The 23,724-nt window shown below is 33.6% G+C and carries 25 protein-coding genes; 17 read left to right on the forward strand and 8 right to left on the reverse strand.

Annotated features, from left to right (window positions below):
- Positions 1-87 precede the first annotated feature (87 nt).
- A complete protein-coding gene (locus ACJMLD_RS07120; protein WP_405269831.1) occupies positions 88-1,323 on the forward strand; it encodes a 4Fe-4S binding protein in 1,236 nt (411 codons plus the stop codon).
- A gap of 46 nt (positions 1,324-1,369) precedes the next feature.
- Here ACJMLD_RS07120 and ACJMLD_RS07125 read toward each other — a convergent pair whose 3' ends face one another.
- On the reverse strand, positions 1,370-2,626 hold the full coding sequence (locus ACJMLD_RS07125; RefSeq protein ID WP_405269834.1) for a dihydroorotase: 1,257 nt from the start codon (positions 2,624-2,626) through the stop codon (positions 1,370-1,372).
- Between the two features lie 91 nt (positions 2,627-2,717).
- Here ACJMLD_RS07125 and ACJMLD_RS07130 point away from each other — a divergent pair, with 91 nt between their 5' ends.
- Positions 2,718-3,812 carry a nucleotidyltransferase family protein gene (locus ACJMLD_RS07130; RefSeq protein ID WP_405269837.1) on the forward strand — a complete coding sequence of 365 codons (1,095 nt, stop codon included), beginning with the start codon at positions 2,718-2,720 and terminating at the stop codon, positions 3,810-3,812.
- On the opposite strand, the gene ACJMLD_RS07135 is transcribed toward ACJMLD_RS07130, so the two are convergent.
- Both ACJMLD_RS07135 and ACJMLD_RS07140 read right to left on the reverse strand, forming a co-directional pair.
- Complete coding sequence (locus tag ACJMLD_RS07135) at positions 3,796-4,914, reverse strand: ATPase (protein WP_405269840.1); 1,119 nt, start codon at positions 4,912-4,914, stop codon at positions 3,796-3,798. The two genes, ACJMLD_RS07130 and ACJMLD_RS07135, sit on opposite strands and share 17 nt — an antisense overlap.
- A gap of 78 nt (positions 4,915-4,992) precedes the next feature.
- The gene (locus ACJMLD_RS07140; protein WP_405269843.1) at positions 4,993-5,220 is read right to left on the reverse strand and encodes a KEOPS complex subunit Pcc1; all 228 of its coding nucleotides are present in this window, start codon (positions 5,218-5,220) and stop codon (positions 4,993-4,995) included.
- Positions 5,221-5,426: 206 nt separating this feature from the next.
- Here ACJMLD_RS07140 and rplJ point away from each other — a divergent pair, with 206 nt between their 5' ends.
- From rplJ to mfnA, 3 genes are all read left to right on the forward strand, one after another.
- Positions 5,427-5,909 carry a 50S ribosomal protein L16 gene (rplJ, locus tag ACJMLD_RS07145; protein ID WP_405269846.1) on the forward strand — a complete coding sequence of 161 codons (483 nt, stop codon included), beginning with the start codon at positions 5,427-5,429 and terminating at the stop codon, positions 5,907-5,909.
- A 180-nt stretch (positions 5,910-6,089) separates the two neighbouring features.
- Positions 6,090-8,363, forward strand: coding sequence for a phosphoenolpyruvate synthase (gene ppsA / locus ACJMLD_RS07150; protein WP_405269850.1), 2,274 nt, complete (start codon positions 6,090-6,092; stop codon positions 8,361-8,363).
- A gap of 60 nt (positions 8,364-8,423) precedes the next feature.
- Positions 8,424-9,581, forward strand: a complete 1,158-nt coding sequence (gene mfnA, locus ACJMLD_RS07155) for a tyrosine decarboxylase MfnA (protein WP_405269853.1) — start codon at positions 8,424-8,426, stop codon at positions 9,579-9,581.
- A gap of 3 nt (positions 9,582-9,584) precedes the next feature.
- Here the strand turns inward: mfnA and ACJMLD_RS07160 are convergent, their stop codons facing one another.
- From ACJMLD_RS07160 to ACJMLD_RS07175, 4 genes are read right to left on the reverse strand one after another with little or no spacing between them, the layout of a single operon-like run.
- Complete coding sequence (locus tag ACJMLD_RS07160) at positions 9,585-9,959, reverse strand: dihydroneopterin aldolase family protein (protein ID WP_405269856.1); 375 nt, start codon at positions 9,957-9,959, stop codon at positions 9,585-9,587.
- A complete protein-coding gene (locus tag ACJMLD_RS07165) occupies positions 9,960-10,679 on the reverse strand; it encodes a sortase (RefSeq protein WP_405269859.1) in 720 nt (239 codons plus the stop codon).
- Between the two features lie 36 nt (positions 10,680-10,715).
- Positions 10,716-11,879 carry a DUF515 domain-containing protein gene (locus tag ACJMLD_RS07170; RefSeq protein WP_405269862.1) on the reverse strand — a complete coding sequence of 388 codons (1,164 nt, stop codon included), beginning with the start codon at positions 11,877-11,879 and terminating at the stop codon, positions 10,716-10,718.
- A 60-nt stretch (positions 11,880-11,939) separates the two neighbouring features.
- Positions 11,940-12,635, reverse strand: a complete 696-nt coding sequence (locus ACJMLD_RS07175) for an archaetidylserine synthase (RefSeq protein ID WP_405269865.1) — start codon at positions 12,633-12,635, stop codon at positions 11,940-11,942.
- 428 nt (positions 12,636-13,063) lie between these two features.
- Between ACJMLD_RS07175 and ACJMLD_RS07180 the strand changes: the two genes are divergently transcribed.
- From ACJMLD_RS07180 to atwA, 11 genes are all read left to right on the forward strand, one after another.
- A complete protein-coding gene (locus ACJMLD_RS07180; RefSeq protein ID WP_405269867.1) occupies positions 13,064-13,702 on the forward strand; it encodes a hypothetical protein in 639 nt (212 codons plus the stop codon).
- Between the two features lie 2 nt (positions 13,703-13,704).
- Positions 13,705-14,778 (forward strand): rod shape-determining protein, encoded by a 1,074-nt coding sequence (locus ACJMLD_RS07185; protein ID WP_405269870.1) that lies wholly within the window; start codon positions 13,705-13,707, stop codon positions 14,776-14,778.
- Between the two features lie 46 nt (positions 14,779-14,824).
- Positions 14,825-15,439, forward strand: coding sequence for a ribonuclease HII (gene rnhB, locus ACJMLD_RS07190; protein ID WP_405269873.1), 615 nt, complete (start codon positions 14,825-14,827; stop codon positions 15,437-15,439).
- Positions 15,440-15,528: 89 nt separating this feature from the next.
- Positions 15,529-16,368 (forward strand): MotA/TolQ/ExbB proton channel family protein, encoded by an 840-nt coding sequence (locus ACJMLD_RS07195; RefSeq protein WP_405269876.1) that lies wholly within the window; start codon positions 15,529-15,531, stop codon positions 16,366-16,368.
- 8 nt (positions 16,369-16,376) lie between these two features.
- On the forward strand, positions 16,377-16,790 hold the full coding sequence (locus tag ACJMLD_RS07200; protein WP_405269879.1) for an ExbD/TolR family protein: 414 nt from the start codon (positions 16,377-16,379) through the stop codon (positions 16,788-16,790).
- A gap of 16 nt (positions 16,791-16,806) precedes the next feature.
- Positions 16,807-17,433 (forward strand): IMP cyclohydrolase, encoded by a 627-nt coding sequence (locus ACJMLD_RS07205; RefSeq protein ID WP_405269882.1) that lies wholly within the window; start codon positions 16,807-16,809, stop codon positions 17,431-17,433.
- A 24-nt stretch (positions 17,434-17,457) separates the two neighbouring features.
- The gene (locus ACJMLD_RS07210) at positions 17,458-18,231 is read left to right on the forward strand and encodes a coenzyme F420-0:L-glutamate ligase (protein WP_405269885.1); all 774 of its coding nucleotides are present in this window, start codon (positions 17,458-17,460) and stop codon (positions 18,229-18,231) included.
- Between the two features lie 9 nt (positions 18,232-18,240).
- A complete protein-coding gene (cofD, locus tag ACJMLD_RS07215) occupies positions 18,241-19,146 on the forward strand; it encodes a 2-phospho-L-lactate transferase (protein ID WP_405269888.1) in 906 nt (301 codons plus the stop codon).
- 21 nt (positions 19,147-19,167) lie between these two features.
- Positions 19,168-19,929: a GTP cyclohydrolase III gene (locus ACJMLD_RS07220; protein ID WP_405269891.1), complete on the forward strand. Its 762-nt coding sequence runs from the start codon at positions 19,168-19,170 to the stop codon at positions 19,927-19,929.
- A 29-nt stretch (positions 19,930-19,958) separates the two neighbouring features.
- Entirely contained in the window at positions 19,959-20,669 is a 711-nt protein-coding gene (locus tag ACJMLD_RS07225) for a tRNA-dihydrouridine synthase (RefSeq protein WP_405270053.1), read from the forward strand.
- A gap of 74 nt (positions 20,670-20,743) precedes the next feature.
- Positions 20,744-22,342, forward strand: coding sequence for a methyl coenzyme M reductase system, component A2 (gene atwA / locus ACJMLD_RS07230; protein WP_405269895.1), 1,599 nt, complete (start codon positions 20,744-20,746; stop codon positions 22,340-22,342).
- Positions 22,343-22,347: 5 nt separating this feature from the next.
- On the opposite strand, the gene ACJMLD_RS07235 is transcribed toward atwA, so the two are convergent.
- Positions 22,348-23,037 carry a M48 family metallopeptidase gene (locus tag ACJMLD_RS07235; RefSeq protein ID WP_405269897.1) on the reverse strand — a complete coding sequence of 230 codons (690 nt, stop codon included), beginning with the start codon at positions 23,035-23,037 and terminating at the stop codon, positions 22,348-22,350.
- A 203-nt stretch (positions 23,038-23,240) separates the two neighbouring features.
- On the opposite strand from ACJMLD_RS07235, the gene ACJMLD_RS07240 reads away from it, so the two are divergent.
- On the forward strand, positions 23,241-23,723 hold the full coding sequence (locus ACJMLD_RS07240; RefSeq protein ID WP_405269900.1) for a methanogenesis marker 9 domain-containing protein: 483 nt from the start codon (positions 23,241-23,243) through the stop codon (positions 23,721-23,723).
- The last annotated feature ends 1 nt before the right edge of the window (position 23,724 follow it).

Raw genomic sequence — 23,724 nt, forward strand, 5'->3', positions numbered from 1 at the left:
AGTCAAATGAGATTAGCTGAAGTAGATATTGTAGACAGTGAAGGAAACCTCATTAAAAAATTCTAAATTTAAGGGGGTTTTTATAAAATGATAGTATTTAACGAAGATGGCTGTATTAAATGTGGCGCTTGTGAAGGTACTTGTCCTACATCAGCTATTGCTGTAAAACCTGACACAATCATTCACTGTGACACTTGCGGAGAAGAACCTAAATGTGCAGACGTTTGTCCTCAAGGAGCATTAAAAGCAGAAGAATACGAAATTGCTGATGGCGTAACCCAAATCAGATTAGTATTCAACTCTGTATTGTGTGACTCCTGTGGTAAATGTGAAGAAGTCTGTCCACAAGAAACTCTTAAAGTCACTGGTGAAAAATTAAAAGAAGTTGAAGGTTTCTGTGTAATGTGTCAAAAATGTGTTGACATTTGCCCAGTTGATGTAATTGGTATTCCAGGTGTAAAAGAACCTGCAGAATATGAGTTAGACCTCAAAGGCAAAGGCCCTGTTTTCATCGACGACTGTGTCGGTTGTGGAACTTGTGTCGACGATTGTCCTGTAAGCGCTATTACACTTGAAGAAGTAGGAAGCCCAATTACTGTAAATGATGATTGTATCAGATGCGGATTATGTTCACAAACTTGTCCTTGGAATGCAATTTTCATTTCTGAAAAAATACCTGTTAAACGTTCAAAAGAAATTACTTCATTTACCTTTGATTCAGCTAAATGTATTGGATGTAACACTTGTGTAGAAGCTTGTCCTGGTGATTTCATTTCTGCAAACAGTGCTAGTTTAACTGTTGCAATTCCAAGCGTATGTGCTGCATGTGGTTTATGTGCAAAACTTTGTCCTGTTGATGCATTAGATATCAATGTCGAATGGGGTGAAGGTGCACCTGTAGATGCAGAAGGTATTGGAAGAGATGTAGAAAAATGTGATTTCATTGGTGCATGTGCTAACAAATGTCCTACTGAAGCTATTCGTGTAGTTACCAAAACTGGTATGTCCTGTCCTGCTTTAGTAGAAACTGATGGTGAACCATCCTTTGTAAGCTGTATTAGATGTGGAGCATGTGCTTCAATGTGTTCTAACGACGCATTAAAAGTTGAACAATACGAAGTTACTATTGATGGCGAAGCTGTCACAAGAGACAGAATTGCATTCAACCCATCTAAATGTGATCAATGTGGTGACTGTATCGAAGCTTGTCCATATGACATGATTCATGAAACAGAAAATCCTAAATTACCAATTGCAGGATTCTGTACATTATGTGGTCAATGTATACAAGCTTGTCCTGAAGACGCTTTATGTTATAAATAGGTGTGATAACACACACCCTATTTTTTTCTTTTTTTAAAAAAATTAGTTATATTTTATCCATTACTATTTTTCCATTTACGATTGTCATTATAGGCATTCCAATGTAGCTCCAACCATCAAATGGAGAATATTCCGCTTTTGTTTTAAATTCATCTATATTGAACTTTCCTTCTCTTTTTAAGTCAATCACGGTAAAATCGGCATCTTTTCCAATAGCAATTTCTCCTTTATTTTCAAGCCCATAAACTTTGGAAGCATTCTCAGAAAAGATCTTTGGAATAATTTTCAAGTCAATATTGCCTTTATTCACCTCAGTCAATAATAATGGCACGACTGTTTCTAAATTCGGTATCCCCGGTGATGAATCCCAAACTCCTTTTGCTTTATCTTCTAATGTATGTGGTGCATGGTCAGTTCCAATAATCGAATCATCGTTTAAACAACTTAAGTTAACACTTTCCTCTTTTGGCCTTAAGGGAGGATTAGTTTTTATGAATGTGCCGTATATATTGTATGCAGAATTGTCGAGCAATAAATGGTGTGGTGTAAATTCCCAGGAAACCGGCATTGTTTTACTGGCATTTTCCAACATCCTTAATGATTTCAATGAGCTCAGATGGCAAATATGCAATCTCAAATCATTTTTTTCTGCAAGTCCAATAGCTTGCTTTACAGATTCATCTTCACTTCTTGCAGGTCTTGCATAACTGTAGTCAATAGCTTCATTTTCTTCTTTTTGTTTTAGTTTCTCAGTTTCGCATTCAACAATTGACTTTTTTTCACAGTGAGTTGCTACAAGCCCGTTGTAATCAGTAGTATTTTTCAATGTTGACAAATCTTTGAATATCTTTTCTAAGTCTTCGTCAGTTTCCAAGTCCATGAATACCTTAAAGGAGATTGGCTTCAATGCAAGCATCTTTTCCATTTCTTCAAGAGTATTGGGGCCTGCTTGAAGTTCAAAATTAACAACGGATTTTGTTTCGGCTATTCTGATTTTTTCTTTCAGTGCTTTGTAGGTATCTGTTTTTGGAATTGTATTGGGCATATCGATTACGGTAGTAAAGCCTCCATTTGCCGCACTTAAGCTTCCTGTTTTAAAATCCTCTTTTTGTGTTAATCCAGGATCTCTGAAATGTATATGAGGGTCAATAAAACCAGGCATCAAATAGTTGCTTTTTACATCGATTGCCTCATCGGCTTTAATCGGTGTTTTTGAAATATCGCAAATTTTACCGTCTACAACTTTAATGTCGTATTCACCAGGTTTGTCAACTAACCTACAATTTTTTATTACTAAATCCATTGTCAATCTCCCATGCGTTATATTTTCATATATATCTTTTAATATTTTTAAATCATAAGTTTTTTTTAATTTGAGAATTATATTTAATCTTATGTCTCAAGTTTCAAATATTCTTAGAAGGGATATGGAATTATTCTTCAATGATTTCGATTGTGAATGTAAAAATTCTGGCACCACCTCGGACATTAATTTAGTTGCCGATTTTACAGAATATAATCCTTTACATAATGGTCATTTTCATTGCATGAAAACTGCCAAACATATGTTTCCCGAGTCATTATTTGTAGCTATTGTACCGGGACTATTTGAGCGAAGTGGTAGGGGTATTCCATATATACTGCCTAGGGAAATTAGGGCAGAAATTGCAATTTCTGTTGGTGCAGACATTGTTGTTGAAGGTCCTCCAATGGGGATAATGGGATCTGGCCAATATTCCTTATGCCTATGCAAGATGTTTAAGGCATTAAACACAAGTCACATTCCGCGGGGCTATAAGCCAATTGAAGGCTTTGATGAAATACTCAAAAGAATTAATATGGGCCATCATGTTGCACCAAAGCCATATAAAATCGTCGATAAGACAACTAACGAAATCCTTCTAAAAGATAAGCTTGAAGAGGACAATTATGTAATCACTTCATTTTCAAACTCATTAAGCAAAATAGGCTTTGATTTTACAGGCAAGTTTATTTTTGTTGAAAGAATCGAAGGAGTTAGCGGAACGCTGATTCGTGAAAGCATCCAAAAGGATAATTTTGAAAATGTCTTGGATATGATGCCTGCGAAAACTATTGAAGTTTTAAAGAGGGAGATCAAGCGGGATGGCATCATTTATGGAATTAGGGATGAAGAATCTATCTTGAACACTGCAAATGATTTCTCCTTTGATGAATTATCAAATTTAAATTTATTCAATGATAAGTTAGCAAAAAATATTGTGGACAATGGGCCTTATGATAGTTTGGAACAATTGGAAAAATCAATACTGCACGGATTTTCTTCTCATTTTCACCAAAGGGTGCTAAGCATTTTAGAAAATCCGATACCTAAAAATATTATTTCTGAATACATTGATAAATATCCTTCAAACATTAGAATACTGGGATATAAAAATAAGGAAAGTTTAGAAAAATTTATAAAAAAAGTAAATAATGAAAATATTTCATTATTTAATGGGTTAAAATAGCGTTAATAACATTTTGCGGATTTTTAAGAGCAAATAATGCATCCAAGAAAGTTGGGTAATTTGAACTTAATAGGAATAAATAAGCCAAGTAATATAACACGATTAAAACCACTATTATTAGAATTATGGATAAAAGAATATCTATGATGCCCATAGGCTCTTTTTGATCTTGATAATTCAAATTATGGATATTGCCTTCTCCTTTTTCATCTAATAGGCCATGTTCTTTTAAGATTTCAGCTCGAATTCTTGCTTCCATTTCTTCAGGAGTCTCTGCTTTTGGAGCTTTTTCTTTTATAGCTTCCACTTTTGGAGCTTCTGCTTCTGGAGCTTCCATTTTTGGTTTTTCTTTTCTTCTAAGCAATCTCCTTTTGGAAACTTTTTCTTTTGGAGCAGGTTCCTCTTCAGGGATTTTAGGTTCTTCTACTTCTTTTGGTTTAGGAACATATTCTTTCTTTGTTAAAGAACCGTATATGGCTTCGTCTTTTGCTAATTGTTCTCCTAATGGGATGTCAACTTCATCAAAGTATAAGTCATCAAGGTATTTTTCGTATTTGTCCTCTAAATCTTGCCTTGCGCTAGTTGGCTCTGGCTGATAACTGTGGTCCGGATAAATAAAATCATCTTCAGTTTTAGTTACAGCCTGTTCAGGAATGGTACTTTCATTTTGAGCAATTTGTGGTTGTTCCTCTTGAGGGGTTTGGTATGTTTTTTCCACATCATCTAAATAGGAAGACTCAAGACCGCCGGAATATTCAATGTTGCTTCTGATATTGTATGGGGAATCTTCACTTATTCCTTTTATTTCAGGAGCAGGGGCAATCTCTTCTTGAGGTGCATATGGTGTTTCAAAATCTATTTGATCTTTTTGTTGAACTGCATCTTCAGTTGGTCTTTGAGGATTCAACCTGACAGGTTCTGCTTCAACAGGTTCCTGTGCAACAGGGGCACTTTCTGCCACTCCAACTCCAACAATTTTTTCTAAACATTCTTTACAATAAATTTTACCAGCTATCTGTATGCCACATTCTTCACAAATGGATTTTCCACATACTGCACATTTATTAATACTTTCCCTATCAGGATGATAATAACATTCCATAAATTCCACGCTCTAAATGATTAATTAAACATATTAAATTAATATATCTTTTTTTTATTTATATAAAACTTTTTATTATTATTGTACATTATGCATTATTTTTTCTACAACTATTTCAGATGCAATTAAATCGTCAGCAGTTGATAAAAAACTGCCTAATGTATCACTATTGATTTCATAAATTATTTTATCTTCTTCAAATTTTGATTTTAGATAATTTTCATTGTCTATTTCAAGCGAATCATAAACTAATTTTGCAGAATTCTTATCTTTATAATTCAAACAGATTTTGCCTTTTATTTTCATGCTGTCCCTTATTCTTTTTATTATTTTTTTTGAAAATTTTTTTCTGATTTATGGTAACATTTATTAATAACTTAATTAATATATTTAAGTATTCTATCTATGAAGATATATAATTTTTATATAGCTATTGTGGAAACTTAATTATATTATAGCTATTTTTAATTAAAACATGAATTAATGTTATGTTTATTTCGGAGGAATTATAAATGGTTCGTGCTTATACAAGAAAAGAGTATATTAGAAAAAACCCAAATTCAAGAATCGTACAATATGATATGGGTAACTTAAGAGATGAATTTCCAGTATCTGTAAGTTTAGCTGTTAAAAAACCAACTCAAATTAGACACAATTCTTTAGAAGCTGCAAGGATTGCTTCTAACAGATTAATGCAAAGGGCTGCAGGTAGAATGGGTTACCACTTAAAATTAAGAGTATATCCTCACCAAATTGTAAGAGAAAACCCAATGGCAACCGGCGCAGGTGCGGACAGGGTACAAAGCGGTATGAGAAATGCTTTCGGTAAGCCTATCAGTGTCGAAGCTGTTGTTAAAAAAGATCAAAGAATCATTACAATTGATTGTCAAGAAAGACACTTTGAACAAGCTAAAGTCGCATTAAAAAGAGCAGGCATGAAAATGCCGGTTCCATGCAAAATAGTTGTTGACAAAGGTGCAGAATTAATTAAATAGATTTTTTAATTAATTTTCCTTTACTCTTTTTTTTATATTTTCTATTTTTTTTATTAACATTCTATTTTTATAATTAAATATTTAAACTTTGAAATTTATATTAAAATATAATATTGACTATGTTTTGTTTATTAGGATATTGTCAATGTATTAATATTTCAAGCCAAGAGGTTATATTTCATGTATGTTATAAAATTTGAGGATTTAAGTAAATCCGATATCGGAATTGCAGGTGGGAAAGGTGCTAATTTGGGGGAATTAACTCAAGCAGGCATTCCAGTACCGCCAGGTTTTGTAGTAACTGCACAAGCTTACGAAAAATTCATGGAAGAGGCTGGAATTAATGATAAGGTCATGAGTATTCTTGATGAAATTGACATTAATGATACTAAAGCTCTTCAAGCTGCTGCTGAAGAGATTAAAAATATGATTAAGGAATCTTCCATTCCAGAAGACATGATTATAATGATTCGTGAAGCTTATAATCAACTTTGTCAAAGAGTTGGGGAAGATGATACTGATGTAGCTATCCGTTCTTCAGCTACTGCAGAAGACTTGCCTGAAGCTTCATTTGCCGGTCAACAGGATACATTCTTGCACGTTGCTGGTGATGATGAAGTGATTGAATATATCAGAAGATGTTGGGCTTCTTTATTTGAAGCAAGGGCTATTTTCTACAGGGAAGAAAATAACTTTGAACATTCTAAAGTATATATTGCTGTTGTTGTTCAAAAAATGGCAAACGCTGATAAGGCAGGGGTAATGTTTACTGCACACCCATCCACTGGTGAAGAAATTGCTTTAATCGAAGGATCCTGGGGACTTGGTGAATCAGTAGTGTCTGGAGATGTAACTCCTGATAATTATCAAGTTGATAAAGCTAACAATGAAATTTTAAATGTCACTATCAGTGATAAAAAAGTAATGTACACTAACGATGAAAATGGAACAAGTGTCAGAGTCGATGTTCCAGAAGAAAAGAGAAAAGAAAGAGTATTGTCTGATGAAGAGCTCATTGAATTAACTGAAATGGGTAAAAGAATTCAAAAGCATTACGGTGAACCGATGGACACTGAATGGGCTTTTGAAAATGGCGAATTATTCTTATTACAAGCAAGACCTATTACTACTTTAGGCGATGCTGTAGCAGATGATGGCGATGCTTCTTCACAACTTGGTGAAGTTCTTGTAAGAGGACTTGGAGCAAGTCCTGGAATGGCATCCGGAAAAGTCAAAATTGTTTTAGATATTGATGAATTGGATAAGATTAAAGATGGGGACATCATGGTTACCACTATGACCACTCCTGACATGGTGCCTGCTATGAGGAGAGCAAGCGGTATTGTCACAGATGAAGGTGGAGTAACTTGCCATGCATCAATTATCTCTCGTGAACTTGGAATTCCTTGTGTTGTTGGTACCGGTGATGCTACTACAACTTTAAAAGAAAATACAGGTGTAACTTTAGATGGTAAGAAAGGATTAGTATTTGAAGGAATCACCGAAACTAAAGAAGAAGCGGCTCCTCAAGTTGTTGCAGGTGCTGCAGCTCCAATCATTACAGTAACTGAAGTAAAAGCTAATGTGAGCATGCCTGAAGCAGCAGAAAAAGCTGCAGCAACAGGTGCAGATGGTGTCGGTCTTTTAAGAACTGAGCATTTAATGTTGACTGCTGGCGTTCACCCATATAAATTCATCATGGATGGCAGAGAAGACGAATTGATTAACACCATTGCGGAAAATGTTCAAATTGTGGCAGACGCATTCTATCCAAAACCGGTATGGTACAGAACTTTAGACGCTCCTACTGACGAGTTTATTACTTTGGAAGGTGGAGAAAACGAGCCTAGAGAACACAACCCAATGCTTGGTTGGAGAGGAATTAGAAGAGAACTTGATCAACCTGAAATCCTTCAATGTGAATTTAAAGCTATTAAAAAATTGCACGAACAAGGATACACAAACATAGGCATTATGATTCCATTATCACAGAGCCCTGAAGAACTTAAAAAAGCTAAAGAGCTTTGTTCTGAAATCGGTTTCGAACCTCACAAAGATGTGGAATTTGGTATGATGGTTGAAATTCCGGCAGCTGCAATAATGATTGATGAGTATATTGATGTTGGAATAGACTTTGTAAGTTTAGGAACCAATGACTTAACTCAATACACCCTTGCAGTTGACAGAAACAATGAGTTTGTAGCAAAACACTATACTGAAGAACACCCTGCAGTAATGAAATTGATTGAAAGAACAATCAGAAAATGTGCAGAAGCAGGTGTAAAATGCAGTATTTGTGGTCAAGCAGGAAGTGTTCCACACATTGTTGAAAAACTTGTTGAATTTGGAATTACAAGTGTATCTTCAAATACTGATGCTATAGCAGATGTTAGAAAAACTGTTGCTAGAGCTGAACAAAAAATTATTCTTGACGCTGCTCGCAGACGTTTATAATAATTTTTTATTTCTTTTTTTTATTTTTATTTTATTAAATTATACGAATTAGGTTATTTTATGGACGAGAAACCAATAGATAAAGAAATCATTTTAGAAGAATTGTCTGAAATGCATAAATTGGATTATGATTATGCTGATGGTAGAATTTTAGGTTCAATGTGTACTGAAGCGCATCCATTCGCTAAAGAAGTTTATTTTAAATTTTTAGATACTAATTTAGGGGACCCTGGGCTGTTTAAAGGTACAAACTTGATTGAAAGGAAGGTCATTGAATCTATCGGAGAATTATTATCTATTGAAAATCCTTATGGTAATATTGTAACCGGAGGAACAGAAGCGAATTTAATGGCCATAAGGGCCGCTAGGAATCATGCTAGAAAATATAAAGGCATAACTGATGGTGAAATCATTATTCCTGCTTCAGCTCATTTTTCATTTAAAAAAGCCGCTGACATGCTAAATTTAAAAATCGTCGAAGCAGATCTTGATGATAATTATAAAATTGATGTCGAATCTGTTAAATCATTGATTTCTGATAACACAGTAGCTATTGTTGCAATAGCCGGAACTACTGAGTTAGGTTTGATTGATCCGATTGAAGAGCTTTCGAAAGTTGCATTGGAGAACAATATCTATTTCCATGTCGATGCCGCATTTGGAGGATTCATCATTCCTTTTTTAAGGAGAATCGGATTTGACTTGCCTGTTTTTGATTTTTCATTAGAGGGTGTTTGTTCTATTACGGTTGATCCTCATAAAATGGGATTGGCTCCAATTCCTGCAGGAGGAATCATATTTAGAGAAGAAGAATATCTCCAAGTCATGGCTGTCGATTCCCCATATTTAACAGTTAAAACCCAATCTACAATTGTAGGTACTCGTTTAGGAGCATCTTCAGCTGCAACTTATGCAATCATGAAATATTTTGGTAAAGAGGGCTACTCTAAACTAGCAGAAGAATTAATGGAGACTACTAAATTTTTTAAAGAAGGCTTGGATGAATTGGGTTATGAAGTTGTCTGTGAACCCGAATTAAACATCGTTGCTTTTAATCATCCTGATATGGAAACAAATGTCCTGGCCGAAAAATTAGAAAAATTAGGTTGGAAAATTTCTGTTGCTAAATGTCCTGTAGCCATTAGAGTGGTCTTAATGAATCATATAAAGTTAAGCCACATAAAAGAATTATTAGAAGATTTAAAAGAAATATTTTAACTTTTAATCTTCTTCAATATTTTCAACATACATTAGAGGGTAATTGAGTTCTTCAATGAATTCAATTCTAATTACTGCTGTAACATTGTCTACTTTTGTAAATATTTTGACATCCAGCATATCGCCAGTAAGTGAAGTATAGTCAAATTCGGTCATTGACTCTTCAAGCTTGTCAAATCTGATTTTAACTTTAACGTCTTCGATAGCTGGTTGCAGTTTTAAAGATTCTTCCATAGCATTTTCTAGGCTTTTTTTAGTATCCTTATTTATTGGAGTTCCTACAAACTGATGGAATAGCGCCCCCATACTTATTGCACCTTCAAAAATTGCTCTTTCTCTGGTGCTTATATTTGAAAAGTATTCCTTATCAACATCCAATTACATTCCTCCATTTAAAAATATTATTTTTTCATAAATTAGTTCTGACGGAATAGGATTTATGCAGCAGTAGAATAGTACGGCAGATATGATTAATACGGTAGCCAGAATATAGATTCTGTTTTCCTTAGGGTAGAAATAGCTAAATATTAATCCGAGTATTAAAAATATTCCAGATATTATGTAAGCATTTGATTCTTGAGGGTTATCTTTAATAATTTCGTTATTTATTGCATCCTGACTTTTTAATTCACCTTCTATGATTAGTCTATTTGCTGTTGATCCTATCGGATCGCATGTTATTAAATATAGTGAATTATTGCCAGTGAATTCCACATATGCTGTTGCCGGAACAATGGTTGAGTTTACAACGGTATAATTCAACTCTCCAATTCCGGGCCATTCTAATAATAATGGGTCCCCAATTGAAAGCTCATTCAACCTTAAGAATGGTGAACCTTGCAGTGTTCTATGTCCGAAAAGCACAATCGGATCTTTTGTTGGAATATTTTCTCCAGGGTCACTTAAAACGCCCTGATTTAAAGATACATTATTGATTTTTTCATTAACACCGATATTCGGTATTACAATAGCCGGCGCTTCAATGTTTTTCTCCACAACTATCTTTGAAGAGAAATAGTTGACTTCACCCATTGCATATAAGCCGATTATTAGTATGCAGATAATAACTATGATTGTTGAAATGCTTGGTTTATTCATAGTATCACTTTTGTTAAATCTAATATAATACTTTTCTTAATATTGGCTGTTGGAACTTATTTCATTTATCATCCAGTTTGGTGCTTTTGATGTTGGAATTGTTAATATGATATTGTCCATATTATTTATCACATAATCAACTTTATCTTGTGGCGTTTCAATTAGAAGCATATATTGTGCATCCAAATCACCTAAATTTATTTGCCTTTCATAATTTGATAATTTAACCCCATAGTTTTTAAGCATTTCAAACGTTTCCTGCTCGTCATAGCCATCAAGCATGGAACCTTTAATAAGTTCCAATACATCGGATGAAAACGTTTTTGTGTTTTCTTTGGGATTTGTTGTGTTTCCCTTAACTAACATATTGGACTTAGAGTATTCTGAATCAATTTCTCCGTTGTTTTCATATCTCATTATGGCTAAAACAGTACAGCCGCTTATATTGGGGGTCGTATGATTTGGGACATAACTTTCGTTGGTATAATTGTTATTTGTATAGATGTCGACAACACTGCCTACATTTATCAATCCTGCTCCGGCCTGCAATCTAGAGACCAAAATGGGTACTGAAACGGTATTCGGGTTTTCAAATTTGATTTTTGAGAGTACTTCGGCGGTATTCTCATTTACAATCTGCAGGGCCTGTGATGATAGCAGGATTACATTTTTGCTTTCATTTGAATAGATTGCCATTGTCCGGTTATATTTGTCCTGGTTTGAAATAATCGATTTTTTGTGAAATGATTTCCAGTCTTTGGTTGCAGGTGTCAAAATATTGATTTGATCAATTTCCTCGGGGCTGTTTGCGGCATTTATTTTATCTTCTAGTAAGAATGCATTAGGCGAGGTTGTTAATGCTCCACTATACAGGTCATGAAGTTCATTAAGCTTTGTTGTTTTTGCAAGCGTCAAATCCTCCTGGTAGGGTTCATAAATTACAAAATAATAGGCTGAAATGATTAATGTTGCCAATATTAAAGTTGTAATTATCAACCCTATCCTTTTCTTTTTTTCATCATCAGTTATTTCTACCGAATCCGGGCTTAAGTAAACTCCAATTTTATGGTTTAATTTTTTTAGTGGTGTTAGTTCATCATCTTTCTTACTTGGTTTTGGATAATCCTGAGGGATTTGATTTTTCAATTCCTTCGCTTCTTCAAAACCTTTTGGAAATAGAGGGTCTCGTTTTTTATTCATTTTCATACTCCTAATAGTTAATGCTGCGATGGTTAATTTAATTAATAGGAGTAGTAATGCTCATTTTTTAATTAAATTAATTATTAGGTAGTATAAGCAGAATAATAGTAATAATGTAGCCGGAATATTGATGGAATATATGCTAATATTGATCTGAAGGATTAATATGAGTATTAATATGCAAGAAATCGCAATTAAAGGTATATTATCAAATTTCGGATATCTGATATTACTTATCATAATCAGTGAAACTATTGTGGCCAAAATCAATGCGACATATGGATTGAAAAATCCGCTAAGGTAAAATGAAGCCATAATTAAAGATATTCCTGGAATTGGAAAGCCAATGAAATCCTGTGTATCGATTTTGCCTGCAATTACATTATATCTAGTTAATCTTAAAACTCCACAAACAACTATTAATAAGCTAACTAGTACTACTATTATTTGAAAAATGCCTGGGGTGGTGTTAATGCAACTATAGATGAATATTGCCGGTGCAACTCCAAATGAAACAATATCGGATAGTGAATCAATATTTTTCCCAAAACCTAATTCGTCTTGCCTATTTGTTTTTCGTGCTACCCAACCATCTGCTGAGTCAAACATGATTGCAACAATCATAAGGATCGCGGCGATATTCAATTCTTGATTAATGGAGAATATTATCGCCAAAAATCCTGATGCCATATTAAGTAATGATATGACATCTGATATTGCTAGAAAACTTTTCATATTTGTACTTTCAATTTTCATGTTCAAACTCCAGTAATACTTTTTATTTTATTTCTTATTAAATTTATCTTTGTTTTCGTTTTATTTTTATTTATATTTCTATTTAATAGTTTATAAGTGTTATTTTTATTTAATCTAATTAATTATATTATCTTTTGTTCATTGACTTATATTATTAATTATGTTTTTGTTTTAGATTATTGTTTTGCTTTATTATTCCTTTATAATATTTTTTATCATATTCTTTTGAAAAATAACCATAAAAGATAAAATATATATAATAACATTTTTAATAAATATTAATTGTTAGACTTTAATAGATAGCCATTAAATTCTTTGTTCTTAAATCTTGAATTTAATTCTTATTTAATTAAATTTAATATTTTTTAATAAAGAGGTTATTTATTTCTGTAAAATGAATTTAGATTAATATTAATGCGAGTAGTTAGATGATTGAAGATAATATACGTGTTCTCAGACAGGCTGCAAAATTTACATCAGATAGTAGTTATAAAATCGAAAAAAGTTGGTGTGTTATTGCAGGAAACACTGATATAATTGATGATATGGCTTATAAAGCTATTGCATCTCACCACAGTGTTAAAATTTTGTTTCGGGAGCATGTTATATTAAATGATGGCAAATTAGATAAAAAATTTGATTTCATCATGCTTTACGGCAATGCCATTATCATTGATGAGTTTAAAACTCTTGCTAATCAAGGAGGCGCAGCCTATGTGAGAATTTCTCACAAATACTTAGAGGATGAACCAAATCTGATGGTATTTGTTGCACCTGATGATACAATAAAGGATACCGTGTCCATTGTTGAAAAATCAAGGATACCTTTTGCAATTCTGCAGGAATCACAGACTACTGGGTTCATTGATATTGATTTTAATAGTGAAGTCAAACTACCGAATTTTGTCAAATCTGCGTTAAAACCATTTTACAATGCAAATGAAGTTGTTTTATCAACAATTTTAATTTCTGTGGATAAAGACGAAGATATTGGAAAAGTTCAAAGTATAGCTACATCTAACAGAATTTTCGTTATAGATTTTAAAGATATTGTAACGGAGGATTAATCATGAACATTTTTGGAAAAGAAGAGGAAGAACCAGAAACTAATGACACTAAGGTTATTAGTAACAGTTTAGGTATTGATTTAGGAACATTAAACACAGTTATTGCAAAACCTTCAGGTGATAAATTTGATTTATACCAAATTCCATCTGTTGTAGCAGTTAAGAAAGATGATCCTTCAGAAGTTTTAGCCGTTGGTGAAGAAGCTAAAAGAATGCTTGGAAGAACACCTGAAGATATTCTTGCCGTAAGGCCATTAAAAAAAGGTGTCATTGAAAATGTTGTACAGGCTCAAGCATTATTGATCAAAGCAATGCAAATAGGCATTAATGAAGGGGAAAGCGTCGGAAGAATTGTCATTGGTATTCCTGGAGATGCTTCCGAAGTGGAAAAAAATGCGGCTGAAGAAATAGGCAGAAAAGCAGGTGCACAAAATATTTTAGTTATTAGTGAAGGACTTGCAGCAGCCATTGGTGCAGGATTGCCGATTGCTGAACCAAATGGAACTATGGTTATAGATATCGGTGCAGGTTCTACTGATATTGTGATAATTTCTCTTGGTGGCATTAATGACATTGAAACTGTTAGATGTGGTGGAGATGATGTCGATAACAAAATTGTTGAACTCGTTGCAGAAAGATATGATGTAGCTATTGGAATTCATGATGCTGAATCAGCAAAGATTGAAGTTGGTATGGTTCATTGTTCAGAACAAATCGAAAACTTAAGTGTTGAAGTCATTGGTAAATCTCTAGAAACAAATAGGCCTAAAAAAGTTATAATTGATTCAATGCTTGTTGCTGATGCAGTTGAGCCATTTATGCAACAAATTATCGGTGGATTAAACTTAATCTTGGAAAGATTATCTCCAGAATTGATGATGGGTGTTTACAATAATTCTGTCGTTGTTGGTGGTAGTTCAAGACTTCGCGGAGTGAAAGAAAGGATTTTCGATGAGATTTCTATTCCTGTTGAAATTTCCGATGATCCGATGACTGTTGTGGCAAAAGGTACTGCTATTGTTGCGGCCGAACCTCTTGCTTTAGAACCTGAAGTTCGTCTTAGAGCTATGAAATAAATAGTCTTCTATTTATTTCTTTTTTTTACTTTTTTTGCTGATTTTTATGGATATTTTAGGAATTGATGAAGCGGGCAGAGGCTCTGTTTTGGGACCGATGGTTATTGCAGGGGTTGTTGTTCCTGAAAAAATGGATAAAATTCTTGAAAGAATGGGCGTTAAAGATTCTAAAAGGCTCACTCCAAATAGGCGCACAATATTATCTAGAAAATTGAAAAAGATGTTCGAATATGAGATTGTAGTGATTTCTGCTCGTGAAATTGATGATTTAAGAGCCAGTGGAGTAAACCTTAATGAAATAGAAAAGAATGCTATGGAAAGCATTATCTTAAAATTAAAACCTGAAAAGGCAATTGTCGATGCTGTTGATGTAAAGGCTGAACGTTTTCAAGAAAACTTATGCAATGATACTGGAATTGATGTAAAGGCGGAACATAAAGCGGATGATAAATATATCGAAGTCAGTGCAGCTTCTATTATTGCAAAAGCTGAAAGAGATGATTATATCAAAGAGATTAATAAGCAGTATATTAAATCCGGGGGAATCGGTTCAGGTTATCCTTCAGACCCGACTACAAAAAAATTCTTAAAAAATTATACTTATGACGAAATGCCGGATTTTGTCAGAAAATCTTGGGCCACAGTAGCTAAAATGAAGTAATACTCCTCTTTTTTTTAAATAATATTTAAGTATAGGAATGAATAAATTATTCTTATAAACAATTTTTCAATATTATATAGAGGATGAATATGATTATTGAGTATATTATGCCTTTTATTGATGGAGTGGTGGACATATTCACTCAGGGAGGAATTATTACTTATATAATTCTCTTTGTTGGTATTTATGGTCTCATTATTGCATTAAGAAAGATAGCATATCTTAGAAAAATTAGTAAAGTAGACACTACTGAAATTTTTGGTGTTGTTACAGCATCTATGGAAAGAGGAGGTGCTGTTGAAGCATTAAAACAGATTAATGGCTTTAAAAATCCTATTTCTAGAATTATTTCTGAAACTTTGAAGATTGGTTATAAAAACAAAACCGAAGTTGAAGAAAGTATGGAGCAAATTTTCATTGTTGAAGTTGGAAAAATGACCAATGGGTTAAATACTATTAAAACTATTATAGAATTGGCTCCATTTTTAGGTTTAATTGGTACTGTAATTGGTATTTGGATGACTTTTAAAGCATTAGGTGTTCATCCAGATTCTGCTGCAATGGCGGAAGGTATTTACACTGCTTTAACCACAACTATTTTAGGCATGTTCGTAGCAATTGTATTGATGCCGCTTCACACATATATCCAAGGACTTATTGAAGCGGAAATGGATAAAATTGAACTTGCAACAAAAATGACAAACTGGGGTTATGCCGTAGTCAAGGTTAGAGTTGACTCAAATGTTGAATGCGCTCTTGAAGCTTTGCAAGAAGCAGAGGGTGTTGTTAACACAAGGTTGATTTCTGATCCTTATGCCAATATCAAGGTTTCCTTTAAACCAAGTATGTTAGATAAAAGTATTTCCAATATTATATTGGAAAAATGTAACGTTAATGCTGAAATTACTGAAAGCAAACTAAAACAATAGGTGATTAGATGGCAATTGATGTTGGAAAACATAAAAAGAAGATTTCGGATAGCAAACCGAGCATTAACTTGGTTCCTTTCATTGATATTCTATTCACAATAATGATATTTTTAGTTGTTACAAGTAACTTTTCAGCTACTGATGTTCAAACGGATGATGCTGATGTTGTAGAAGATGCGAGTGGAAAACCTAATGTCACTGATGTTTCCGGTGATGCAGAATATTACATTATGCCTGTAGCCAATTTGCATAAGGTTACAGTTAATGGTCAAGATCGCTCGGATGCAATAGCGGGCAGTGCAGTTGGAGTTCAAGCAAGAGTAATTGATGAGGGTCAGGTTATAATTAAACCTGGAGAAATTGTCATCACTACTCCTCCAGGAATTTCAGTTGACATGGCTGTTCAACGTCCGGAAGTTTAAAAATCGAGGGATGAAAATGTATACAGGAAGAATTTTATCAGCAGGTATGAATAGTGATGGTAAACCTTTTGTTGCATACAGGGTATCAAGCAGGTCATTTCCAAATAGGAAATGTTTGAAATATGATGGCCGCGCAGCTGTTGTTCCGATAGAAGGTTTTGAAAAGGATATCTATAAAAACGCTTATATTTCTTACAATTCTATTAAAATTGTAGATGATAAAATTGTTGTTTCTAATGGTTCTCAAACAGATGTTATAGCAGATAAGATTGGTGTAGGAATGAATATTAGGGATGCAATGGCATATTCATTGGTTACTATGGATTATGAAAAAGATGATTATAATACTCCAAGAATTGCTGCTGCTGTTACATCAACCGATAAAGAAGATGAATATGAGTGTTATATTGGAATTGTTAATGACAACAAGATATTAGTTGAAAAAGTTCCATATGGTGAAGCAGCATTTATTTCAACATATGGTAGTCAAGTACCTGACAAAGTTGATTTTGAAGCTAAAACTTCTGAAGGGGCTGCAAAATATATTTTTGATGAAGGTACTTTTGCGAATTATGAAAAACCAGTCACATCTTGTGCTGCTGTTTTTGATGGAGAATGGACTATTGATGTCTATAATCCATAATTTTTCTTTTTTTTAATTATTTAGTTGATTATTATGAGTATTGAATTATTTGGTTTAGAGAATATTCCTATTGTAGATGGCAGTAGCGATATTTCAAAGATTATTAAAGAGGCAATTGAAAAGCAAGGTTGCGGATTAAATCATGGGGATATTATATTGATTGCCGAAACTTTAATTTCAAAAGCTGAAGAAAATTTCATAAAATTGGATGAATTAGTTCCATCCGAGCAAGCTATTGAATTATCAAAACAATGTAAAAAAGACCCTAAATTGGTTGAAGCTATCATTCAACAATCAAATGAAATTGTTGAGATAGGCCCTAATTTTATCATAACCGAAACAATTCATGGTTTTGTTTGTGCTAATGCAGGCATTGATGAATCTAATGTTGGTGATGGGTTAGCTACTCCAATGCCAATAAATGCCGATAAGTCTGCTTTTGAAATTCGCGAATTTTTAGAGCAGGAATTTGGAGAAGAAATAGCAGTAATTATCACTGATACTCAAGGAAGAGCTTTTAGATTTGGAGCAATCGGTACTGCGATTGGATGTTCTGGAATCACACCGATTTGGAGAAGAGTCGGTGAAAAAGATTTATATGGTCGTGAGTTAGAAACTACTGAGATTGCAACTTGCGATGAATTGGCCGCAGCAGCATCTCTCATAATGGGTCAGGCTGATGAAGGCCTTCCAGTAGTCATTATACGCGGATTTGATAGTTTTGATAAATTAAGAAATGCCGATTCAAATATTAAATCTGTTATCATGCCAAAGGAATTTGACGTATTTAGAAAATAAGTGGTTTTTATGATTACTGTTTTATCTGGTGGAACTGGCACCCCAAAATTATTGCAAGGGCTGAAGGAAATTATCAATCCTGAAGATTTAACAATTATTGTTAATACCTTGGAAAATGATTATTTTTCAGGCGTTTATGTCTCTGCGGATATTGATACTGTTTTGTATACGATGTCTGACATGATTAACGATGAATTATGGTATGGTGTTAAAGATGACACTTTCATCACTCATGAGAGACTTGAAGAGATAGGATGTCCTGAATTGCTCAGAATAGGGGATATAGATCGTGCTACAAAAATTCAAAAGACACAATTAATGGAAAAGCATGGCCTTTTAAAAGCTGTTGAAATTCAAGCTCGAAATATGGGCATCGAATCCAAAATCATCCCGATGAGTGAAGAAAATTCGGATATCAAGATTATCACTGATATTGGGGAATTGGAGTTTCATGATTTTTTAATCAAGCATCAATCCAGTCCTGAAGTTTTGGATGTTAAATTCTCCAAGGTTTCTCCAAGCGAAGGGATTATTGATATCATTAAAAATTCTGAAGCCGTGATTATAGGTCCATCAAATCCTATTACTTCAATTTCACCAATATTATCACTGGAGGGTGTTCGTGAAGCTTTAAAGGATACTTATGTCATTGCAGTGTCTCCGATTATAGGTTCCGATTCTGTTTCAGGGCCTGCCAGTAAATTCATGAAAGCTTTGGGCATTGATGTTTCATCAGTGGGTGTCGCATCATTATATGAAGATTTTTTAGATGTAATGGTAATTGATAATAAAGATGAAGATAAAAAAGTTTTGGTAAACCAAATAATTAATAAGGTAATAGTTACAAATACAATTATGAATAATTTATATGCTAAAAAAAATTTGGCTGAAATTATTATTGATAGTATTCCTTAATATGAAATAGGCGGTTATTCAATGATACAAATGACTTTAATACAAATTGACAATTATGGCCCTTGGACAGTTACTCCAAGGCCGAGAACTGAATCTGATTTACAAATGCTTCAAGCAAGTTTATTCGCTGATTTAAATAATCATTTTGGAAATAAAAAAGGTTTAGTCTTCTTTACTAGATTCGATAACTTACTTGCAATCTCAAATGGTCTTGATGAAGAAGATCATTTAAGGATTCAAAGATCTATTAGAAATAGATACCCAATCACTATAAGTATGGGTGTAGGTGCGGCTGAAACTCCTCATGAAGCTCAAAAATTAGCTACAATTGCACTTCAAAAAGCTGGAAGCGCTCAATCAGGGGAAAGAAAAGAAATATTGGCTATTGATAGTTTAGTTAGTGAAGAAGATAGTTTTGTTCAAGCAGCACACATTGATATTAATAGCGTTACAGAAACCTTAACTGACATCGAATCCGCTTTTGACACTAGTTTTATGGTCAATAAAGCTCAACATTATTTAATGACTAAACTTATTAAGAAAGGATCACTATTGTTCTTCATTGGTGGAGATAATTTCATGTCTCCATGCAACGGATTATCTGAACAGGAAATTGAAGATATAATGGTTGAAATCGATGAGGAGATCGGCATTAAACTCAAAGCCGGTATTGGCAGAGGTAAAAATGCTGAAGATGCAGCATATATGGCTGACATAGGGCTTGAAGAAATTCGCGCTCACAATAATGAAATGTGGACTTGGGTCATTGAAAAAGAATATTGAGGAATATCATGCTTAAAGTAGTTGCGCCTATGGCGGGAATAACTAACGCTGATTTTCTAAATAAGGTTATTCCTTATGGTTTTAATGTAGCTACTTTAGGAGGATACAGTTTGGATAACCCCACAATTGAAGCAAGTGAAAAGATTATCGAAAGAGGAAGGAAAGAGTTCGTTTTTCCTTCAGATACTATTTTTAGACATATTGAAAGTGAAGTTGCTTCAATTAAAAAAGCCCATAATGATGTAAAAGTTTCAGCAAATGTACGTGCAACAACTCCGCAGCCAATTATTGATATTGGAAAGATTAAGGATTTGGATATTGTTGAAATTAATTGTCATTGCCGTCAGGAAGAAATTTTAGCGGTTGGTTGTGGGCAAGAAATGTTAACTCGCAGAGATTTGGGAGACTTCATATCTCAAGTTGCCGATAATGTGGACTGTGAAGTATCAGTGAAAATCAGGGCAAATGTTGAAGGTGTTGATACTTCAAATGTTGCAGATATCATAGAAAATGCGGGTGCTGACTATTTGCATATTGATGCCATGAAAAAAGGCGTTTTTGAAGCGGATTGGGAACTTTTAACTGAAATCTGCGACAATACTAATATTAAAGTCATCGGAAACAATTCTGTAAACTCTGAAGAAAATCTTATAAAAATGATTAATACTGGTGTAGATGGATTTTCAATAGCTCGTTCAGTAATTTCAGGAAATTTAGATTTTAATATTGCTAATTTTTAAAATTTTTAAAACAATTGTTATTAGAAACTTATATTAATAGTCGAAAATAAAGATTATTTTAATAAGGTGATTTCATGGATTTTATAACACTTAAGAATATTACAAAAACTTTTGATGGTGTTGATGTTCTTAAAGATATTAATTTGAAGATTAGTGAAGGGGAGACTTTAGGTATATTGGGACGTAGTGGAAGTGGAAAATCTGTTTTAATTAACATGCTGAGGGGTACATTAGATTATAAACCTGATGCTGGTCAGATTATTATGAATGTGGCTGTTTGTCCAGATTGTTTAGCAGTTGATTCTCCATCTCATGCTGGTGAAAAATGTAGTTGCGGTGCAACTTTAGAAGCTAAGGAAGTTGATTTCTTCAACGCTGAAAGGAAGTTGTTCGCAAGTATTAAAAGAAGAATCTCCATCATGTTGCAACGTAACTTCGCATTATATGATGAAGAGACCGTAATTGAAAATATTATGAGGGCAATGCCTGAAGATAAAGGATATGAAGAAGGCATTTACGAAGCTTTAGAATTATTAGAAATGGTTCAAATGAATCACAGGGTAACTCATATTGCCCGTGATTTAAGTGGTGGGGAAAAGCAAAGAGTTGTGCTTGCAAGACAATTGGCTAAAAGTCCAATGATGTTTTTAGCGGATGAACCAACTGGTACTTTAGACCCACAAACTGCAGTAAAACTTCACAATACCTTAAAAGAAGGTGTTAAAGATGAAGGAATCACCATGTTAATTACTTCACATTGGCCTGAAGTCATGATTGAACTTGCTGACAACGTAATTTGGTTGGAAGAAGGTAAGATTAAGGAGGAAGGAGATCCTCATAAAGTTGTAGAAGAATTTATGGCAACTGTGCCTGTTCCTAAAAAACCTGAAATTCCGGAATTCGGTGAACCTGAAGTTGTTCTCGAAGATGTCAAAAAACATTACTATTCTATTGAACGTGGTGTAGTTAAAGCTGTTGACGGCGTAAGCTTAACCATTAATAAGGAAGAAATCTTTGGTATTGTAGGTTTAAGCGGTTCTGGTAAGACCACCACCACTAGAATGTTGATAGGTTTGACTGAGCCAAGTAGTGGTGATATTCAAATCAAGCTTGGTGATGAATGGATTGACATGACCAAAGTAGGTCCTCTCAACCGTGGACGTATCATGCCTTATATCGGTTTATTGCATCAGGAATATTCATTATATCCTCACAGAACAATTCTCGGTAACTTGACTGATGCTATCAGTTTAAATTTGCCTGCTGAATTTGGTAAAATTAAAGCTATTCATGCATTGACCACCGTGGGTTTTACTGATGATGTTGCAGCAGCGATTCTTGATAAGTATCCTGACCAATTAAGTGTGGGAGAAAAACATAGGGTTGCTTTGGCACAAGTTTTAATTAAGGAGCCTAATATCATTCTTTTAGATGAACCAACAGGTACTATGGATCCTGTCACTCGTGTTATTGTAACTGATTCTATATTAAAAGCACGTACTGAATTAGAACAAACATTCATTATTGTTTCTCACGATATGGACTTTGTATTGGATGTTTGTGATAGGGCTGCTTTAATGAGAGGAGGAAAACTCCTTGATATTGGTACTCCTGAAGAAATCGTTGAAAAATTAACTGTAGATGAAAAAGAAGACATGCTTAAAGACAGATAATCTTCTTATTCATTTAATATTTTTTTTATTTCTTTCCAGTTCGGACAATATTTGTCCATTAATTTTTTAAATTTTTTTCCATGATTGAACTCAATCAGATGGCATAATTCATGAATCATCACATATTCAAGACAAATGGGGTCTTTTTTTGCCAAATTTAAATTTAGGGTAATCCTTCCATCTTTTTTACAGTTTCCCCAATTTTTCATTTTTCTTACTTTAATGTCTTTTGGTTGTTTCCCGACAATTTTGCTGCATCTACCTAAAACAGGAGGAATTGCATTTTGAAGTTCTTGTCTGTAGAATTCATTTAGAATTCTTTCCCTTTTTTCTATGGTGCTTCGATTAGGAACCGGCAAGTATAGAATTTCCTTTTCTTTATCAACAACTACACGTTTAATCGTGCTATTCTTAATTAATTGTAATGCATACTCGCGACCCCATAATGGATGCTTTTCTCCATTTAAATATTTAAATGGGGCTTTGATTTCATTTTTCAAAATCAGTTCTTGCTTTTTTAATATCCATTCTTTGCGAGATTTTATAAACTCTGATATGTCTTCATAGGATAAAAATAAGGGTGCTGAGACTTTAACTTCACCATTTGGCGGTAACACTCGAAGATACATGTTCTTAATGTTTTTTCTCTCTAAAGTGATTGGAATATCTTCGATTGTAATTTCTTCTTTAGTCATGATTATCTATATTTAAGTAAGTCCTAATATTTTAAAAAACTTTTTTTTCGTGTCTTGTTATTTTTGCAATTGCTGAGTTTAAATAAAATTAACTATTTATAAAAAAGATTATATATGCATTGTTCAAATAAATTATATCATTATTTTATAATTATTGATAATTATTATGTAATTAGAAATGAAAATTATTTTGGAGGTTTATCATGACTTGGGAAGATGCACCATCTCATATTTGCAGAGGAGGAGATGTAAGGGGACTTGCTTTTTGTTGTCCTCCAGTCAAACCCTGCCCGGTTTTAAATGCATTGCAGGAAGTTAATTTAACTCCTCAAGAGTTTATTAACATTAAACTTCAGTTTGGAAAAGAAACTAGATTGGGTGAAGGAGCCGGAACTTGTTTTGGATCACTTGTATGGTGTTGTAAACCATCTAAGCCTTGTCCATTGAGGGATATGACTTTAAGAAATATGGGCATGACTCATGATGATTATTTGGACTTGAAAAAAGAATTGTCAGAAAGGTTAGTCGGTGTAAATAAACCAAATCCTGATGAAAAAGCTGAAGCATTAGCTGAAACATTCAATGTAACAAAACTAGAAGCAATGAATGTTTTAACTGAATGCAATAATGATTTAAGAGCGGCTGTAAAAGTTTTGCATGCAAGATCTCTTGAAAATTCTGATTAAA

Origin of the sequence: Methanobrevibacter sp., from assembly GCF_045112895.1 — an archaeon.
Taxonomy (GTDB): domain Archaea; phylum Methanobacteriota; class Methanobacteria; order Methanobacteriales; family Methanobacteriaceae; genus Methanocatella.

What these genes read in the sequence shown, in the direction of transcription:
- ACJMLD_RS07120 (WP_405269831.1), top strand. Translation starts at nt 88, where the DNA reads ATGATAGTATTTAACGAAGATGGCTGTATTAAATGTGGCGCTTGTGAA.
- ACJMLD_RS07125 (WP_405269834.1), bottom strand. Translation starts at nt 2,626, where the DNA reads ATGGATTTAGTAATAAAAAATTGTAGGTTAGTTGACAAACCTGGTGAA.
- ACJMLD_RS07130 (WP_405269837.1), top strand. Translation starts at nt 2,718, where the DNA reads ATGTCTCAAGTTTCAAATATTCTTAGAAGGGATATGGAATTATTCTTC.
- ACJMLD_RS07135 (WP_405269840.1), bottom strand. Translation starts at nt 4,914, where the DNA reads ATGGAATGTTATTATCATCCTGATAGGGAAAGTATTAATAAATGTGCA.
- ACJMLD_RS07140 (WP_405269843.1), bottom strand. Translation starts at nt 5,220, where the DNA reads ATGAAAATAAAAGGCAAAATCTGTTTGAATTATAAAGATAAGAATTCT.
- rplJ (WP_405269846.1), top strand. Translation starts at nt 5,427, where the DNA reads ATGGTTCGTGCTTATACAAGAAAAGAGTATATTAGAAAAAACCCAAAT.
- ppsA (WP_405269850.1), top strand. Translation starts at nt 6,090, where the DNA reads ATGTATGTTATAAAATTTGAGGATTTAAGTAAATCCGATATCGGAATT.
- mfnA (WP_405269853.1), top strand. Translation starts at nt 8,424, where the DNA reads ATGGACGAGAAACCAATAGATAAAGAAATCATTTTAGAAGAATTGTCT.
- ACJMLD_RS07165 (WP_405269859.1), bottom strand. Translation starts at nt 10,679, where the DNA reads ATGAATAAACCAAGCATTTCAACAATCATAGTTATTATCTGCATACTA.
- ACJMLD_RS07170 (WP_405269862.1), bottom strand. Translation starts at nt 11,879, where the DNA reads ATGAATAAAAAACGAGACCCTCTATTTCCAAAAGGTTTTGAAGAAGCG.
- ACJMLD_RS07175 (WP_405269865.1), bottom strand. Translation starts at nt 12,635, where the DNA reads ATGAAAATTGAAAGTACAAATATGAAAAGTTTTCTAGCAATATCAGAT.
- ACJMLD_RS07180 (WP_405269867.1), top strand. Translation starts at nt 13,064, where the DNA reads ATGATTGAAGATAATATACGTGTTCTCAGACAGGCTGCAAAATTTACA.
- ACJMLD_RS07185 (WP_405269870.1), top strand. Translation starts at nt 13,705, where the DNA reads ATGAACATTTTTGGAAAAGAAGAGGAAGAACCAGAAACTAATGACACT.
- rnhB (WP_405269873.1), top strand. Translation starts at nt 14,825, where the DNA reads ATGGATATTTTAGGAATTGATGAAGCGGGCAGAGGCTCTGTTTTGGGA.
- ACJMLD_RS07195 (WP_405269876.1), top strand. Translation starts at nt 15,529, where the DNA reads ATGATTATTGAGTATATTATGCCTTTTATTGATGGAGTGGTGGACATA.
- ACJMLD_RS07200 (WP_405269879.1), top strand. Translation starts at nt 16,377, where the DNA reads ATGGCAATTGATGTTGGAAAACATAAAAAGAAGATTTCGGATAGCAAA.
- ACJMLD_RS07205 (WP_405269882.1), top strand. Translation starts at nt 16,807, where the DNA reads ATGTATACAGGAAGAATTTTATCAGCAGGTATGAATAGTGATGGTAAA.
- cofD (WP_405269888.1), top strand. Translation starts at nt 18,241, where the DNA reads ATGATTACTGTTTTATCTGGTGGAACTGGCACCCCAAAATTATTGCAA.
- ACJMLD_RS07220 (WP_405269891.1), top strand. Translation starts at nt 19,168, where the DNA reads ATGATACAAATGACTTTAATACAAATTGACAATTATGGCCCTTGGACA.
- ACJMLD_RS07225 (WP_405270053.1), top strand. Translation starts at nt 19,959, where the DNA reads ATGGCGGGAATAACTAACGCTGATTTTCTAAATAAGGTTATTCCTTAT.
- atwA (WP_405269895.1), top strand. Translation starts at nt 20,744, where the DNA reads ATGGATTTTATAACACTTAAGAATATTACAAAAACTTTTGATGGTGTT.
- ACJMLD_RS07235 (WP_405269897.1), bottom strand. Translation starts at nt 23,037, where the DNA reads ATGACTAAAGAAGAAATTACAATCGAAGATATTCCAATCACTTTAGAG.
- ACJMLD_RS07240 (WP_405269900.1), top strand. Translation starts at nt 23,241, where the DNA reads ATGACTTGGGAAGATGCACCATCTCATATTTGCAGAGGAGGAGATGTA.